A 3,514-nucleotide genomic window follows, 5' to 3' on the forward strand; every position below is an offset into this window, starting at 1 on the left:
GCGGCGGTGGTCGAGATCGGTGATCGCCGGGCGGCGATCGAGCACGCGGTGCGCTGGGCGCGGCACGGCGATGTGGTGCTCGTCGCCGGCAAGGGCCACGAAACCGGGCAGACCGCCGGGGGACGTACCCAGCCCTTCGACGACCGAATCGAGCTGGCCCAGGCGCTGGAAGCGCGCGAGCAGCACCGATGATCGCGCTGACCGTCGCGGAGATCGCCGAGATCGTGGGTGGCCGGCTCGCCGACATCTCACCGGAGCAGGCCGCGCGCACCGTGGTCAGTGGGACCGTGGAGTTCGACTCCCGCCGCATCACCGCGGGCTCGTTGTTCCTGGCTCTGCCCGGCGCGCGTGCCGACGGCCACGACCACGCGGCGTCGGCGGTGGCCGCCGGCGCGGTGGCGGTGCTGGCCGCTCGTCCGGTCGGGGTGCCGGCGATCGTGGTAGACCCCGGCCCGAAGGCCGCCAGCAGGTCCGGTGCGCTCGAGCACGACGACGCGGCCGGATCCGGGGCGACGGTGCTGGCCGCGCTGGCCAGACTCGCCGCCGCGGTGGCCGCCAGACTGGTCGCCGAGGGCCTGCGGATCATCGGTATCACCGGCTCGTCGGGCAAAACCTCCACCAAGGACCTGATCGCCACGGTGCTGGCGCCGCTCGGGCAGGTGGTGGCGCCGCCCGGATCGTTCAACAACGAACTGGGCCACCCGTGGACGGTGCTGCGGGCCGACCAGCACACCGACTTTCTGGTGCTGGAGCTATCCGCGCGACATCGCGGCAACATCGCCGAACTGGCCGCCATCGCCCCGCCGCAGCTGGCGGTGGTGCTCAACGTCGGCAGCGCGCACCTGGGCGAGTTCGGTTCCCGCGAGGCGATCGCGGAGACCAAAGCCGAACTCGTGCAAGCTGTTCCGGAGTCCGGCGTGGCGATCCTCAACGTCGACGATTCCGCGGTGGCCACGATGGCCGACAAGACGGCGGCGCGGGTCGTCCGGGTCAGCAGGGCGGCCCCGGCCGACGTGTGGGCCGATGACGTGGTCCTCGACGAGTTGGCCCGCCCGCGCTTCACGCTGCACACCGGGGACACCGCTATCGACATCGCCCTCGCGGTCCACGGCGACCATCAGGTCTCCAACGCCCTGTGCGCCGCCGCGGTCGCGCTGGAATGTGGCGCCACCGGCCAACAGGTGGCGGCCGCGCTGGCGGCGGCCGGCCCCGTCTCCGGGCACCGGATGCAGGTAACTACGCGCAGCGACGGGGTGACGGTGATCGACGACGCCTACAACGCCAACCCGGACTCCATGCGGGCGGCACTGCAGGCGCTGGCGGTCATCGCCCGCCAATCCGCCGCCCCGGGACGCAGCTGGGCGGTGCTCGGCGAGATGGCTGAGCTGGGCGAGGACGCGATATCTGAGCATGACCGCATCGGCCGGCTCGCGGTGCGCTTAGATGTGTCTCGTCTCATTGTCGTCGGCGTAGGGAGAGCAATGGGGGCGATGCACCACGGCGCGGTCATGGAGGGATCCTGGGGCGCCGAGGCCACTGCGGTTCCAGACGTCGATGCCGCCCTGGCCCTGCTGCGCGCCGAATTGCGGCCGGGTGACGTGGTGCTGGTCAAGGCGTCCAACGCCGCCGGACTGACGGCCCTGGCCGACGCGCTGGTCGGCGACGACCCGGGAGATCGCTGATGATCATGATCCTCGTCGCGGCCGGTGTCGCGCTGTTGGTCGCGATCCTGCTGACCCCGGTGCTAATCCGGGTGTTCACCAAGCAGGGCTTCGGTCAGGAGATCCGCGAGGACGGCCCGGCCAGCCATCAGCGCAAACGGGGCACGCCGTCGATGGGTGGCGTGGCCATCGTGGCCGGGATCTGGGCGGGCTACCTGACGGCTCAACTGGCCGGCCTGGTCTTCTACGGCACCGGACCGACGGCCTCCGGGCTACTGGTATTGGGACTGGCGACCGCGCTGGGCGGCGTCGGCTTCATCGACGACCTGATCAAGATCCGCCGGTCACGCAATCTCGGCCTGAACAAGACCGCCAAGACCGTCGGGCAGGTCACCGCGGCGACCCTGTTCGGCCTGCTGGTGCTCAACTTCCGCAACAGCTCCGGGTTGACCCCGGGCTCCCAGCAGCTGTCCTACGTGCGCGAGATCGCCACCGTCACACTGCCACCGGCGGTTTTCGTGTTGTTCGTCATCCTGATCGTCAGCGCCTGGTCCAACGCGGTCAACTTCACCGACGGCCTGGACGGTCTGGCCGCCGGATCCATGGCGATGGTCAGCGCCGCCTACGTGCTGATCACCGTGATGCAGCATCGCAACGCCTGCGCCACCGCGCCCGGACTGGGCTGTTACAACGTGCGCGACCCGCTGGACCTGGCGCTGATCGCCGCCGCCACCGCAGGCGCCTGCATCGGATTCCTGTGGTGGAACGCCGCGCCGGCGAAGATCTTCATGGGCGACACCGGGTCGCTGGCGCTGGGCGGGGTGATCGCCGGCATGTCGGTCACCACCCGCACCGAGATCCTCGCGGTGGTGCTCGGCGGGCTCTTCGTCGCCGAGATCACCTCGGTCGTCGTGCAGATCCTGGCGTTCCGCACCACCGGCCGCCGGGTGTTCCGGATGGCGCCGTTCCATCACCATTTCGAGCTGGCCGGCTGGGCCGAGACCACCGTGATCATCCGGTTCTGGCTGCTGACGGCGATCGCCTGCGGGTTGGGTGTCTCGATGTTCTACGGCGAGTGGTTCACCGCCGTCGGCGGCTGACATGCGCAGCGAGTTGTCCGCCGGGGCGCGGGTGCTGGTCGCCGGCGCCGGGGTGACCGGCCGGGCGGTGCTGAAGGCACTGGCGCCGCTGGGCCTGGACCTGACACTCTGCGACGACGACCCGGCAGCGTTGCGCGCCTACACCGGAGTCACCACGTGCAGCCCGGCCCAGGCCGGGTCCCAGATCGCCGACTACACCCTGGTGGTCACCAGCCCCGGGTTTGCGCCGAACACGCCGGTGCTGGCCGCGGCGGCCGAAGCCGGGGTGCCGATCTGGGGGGACGTGGAATTGGCCTGGCGCCTCGATGCGGCCGGCCACTACGGTCCGCCGCGGCGCTGGCTGGTGGTGACCGGCACCAACGGCAAGACCACCACGACCTCGATGCTGCACGCCATGCTGACCGCCGCGGGCCGGCGCGCCGCATTGTGCGGCAACATCGGCAGCCCGGTGCTCGATGTACTCGGCGAGCCTGCCGGCGGTTCAGCGAGGCTCGACGGAGGAGAGCGGAAGCTGGGACCGCCGCATGAATCCGACCTGCTGGCCGTGGAGCTGTCCAGCTTCCAGCTGCACTGGGCGCCGTCGCTGCGGCCGGAGGCCGGGGCGGTGCTCAACATCGCCGAAGACCACCTGGACTGGCACGGCAGCATGGCCGCCTACACCGCCGACAAGGCGCGGGCGCTGGCCGGCCGAGTGGCGGTGGTCGGCCTCGACGACGCCCGCGCGGCGGCGCTGCTGGGCGGGTCGCCCGCGGC

The 3,514-nt window shown here is 71.4% G+C and carries 3 protein-coding genes and 1 pseudogene; all 4 read left to right on the plus strand.

The window, feature by feature from the left end; genetic code table 11:
• Window positions 1-192, plus strand: a pseudogene (locus DQP56_RS23190) (UDP-N-acetylmuramoyl-L-alanyl-D-glutamate--2,6-diaminopimelate ligase); the annotation flags it as partial.
• Window positions 189-1,682: a UDP-N-acetylmuramoyl-tripeptide--D-alanyl-D-alanine ligase gene (locus DQP56_RS23195; protein ID WP_112689389.1), complete on the plus strand. Its 1,494-nt coding sequence runs from the start codon at window positions 189-191 to the stop codon at window positions 1,680-1,682. The pseudogene DQP56_RS23190 and the gene DQP56_RS23195, both read left to right, overlap by 4 nt.
• Window positions 1,682-2,761 (plus strand): phospho-N-acetylmuramoyl-pentapeptide-transferase, encoded by a 1,080-nt coding sequence (mraY, locus tag DQP56_RS23200; protein WP_112689391.1) that lies wholly within the window; start codon window positions 1,682-1,684, stop codon window positions 2,759-2,761. Before DQP56_RS23195 ends, mraY begins: the two co-directional genes overlap by 1 nt.
• A 1-nt stretch (window position 2,762) precedes the next feature.
• On the plus strand, window positions 2,763-3,514 hold a 752-nt coding region (locus DQP56_RS23205; protein ID WP_286167808.1), incomplete at its 3' end, for a Mur ligase family protein.

This window comes from Mycolicibacter senuensis, from assembly GCF_003284925.1.
Classification (GTDB): domain Bacteria; phylum Actinomycetota; class Actinomycetes; order Mycobacteriales; family Mycobacteriaceae; genus Mycobacterium; species Mycobacterium algericum_A.

Coding starts and splice junctions, on each gene's coding strand:
- DQP56_RS23195 (WP_112689389.1), top strand. CDS start 189: ATGATCGCGCTGACCGTCGCGGAGATCGCCGAGATCGTGGGTGGCCGG.
- mraY (WP_112689391.1), top strand. CDS start 1,682: ATGATCATGATCCTCGTCGCGGCCGGTGTCGCGCTGTTGGTCGCGATC.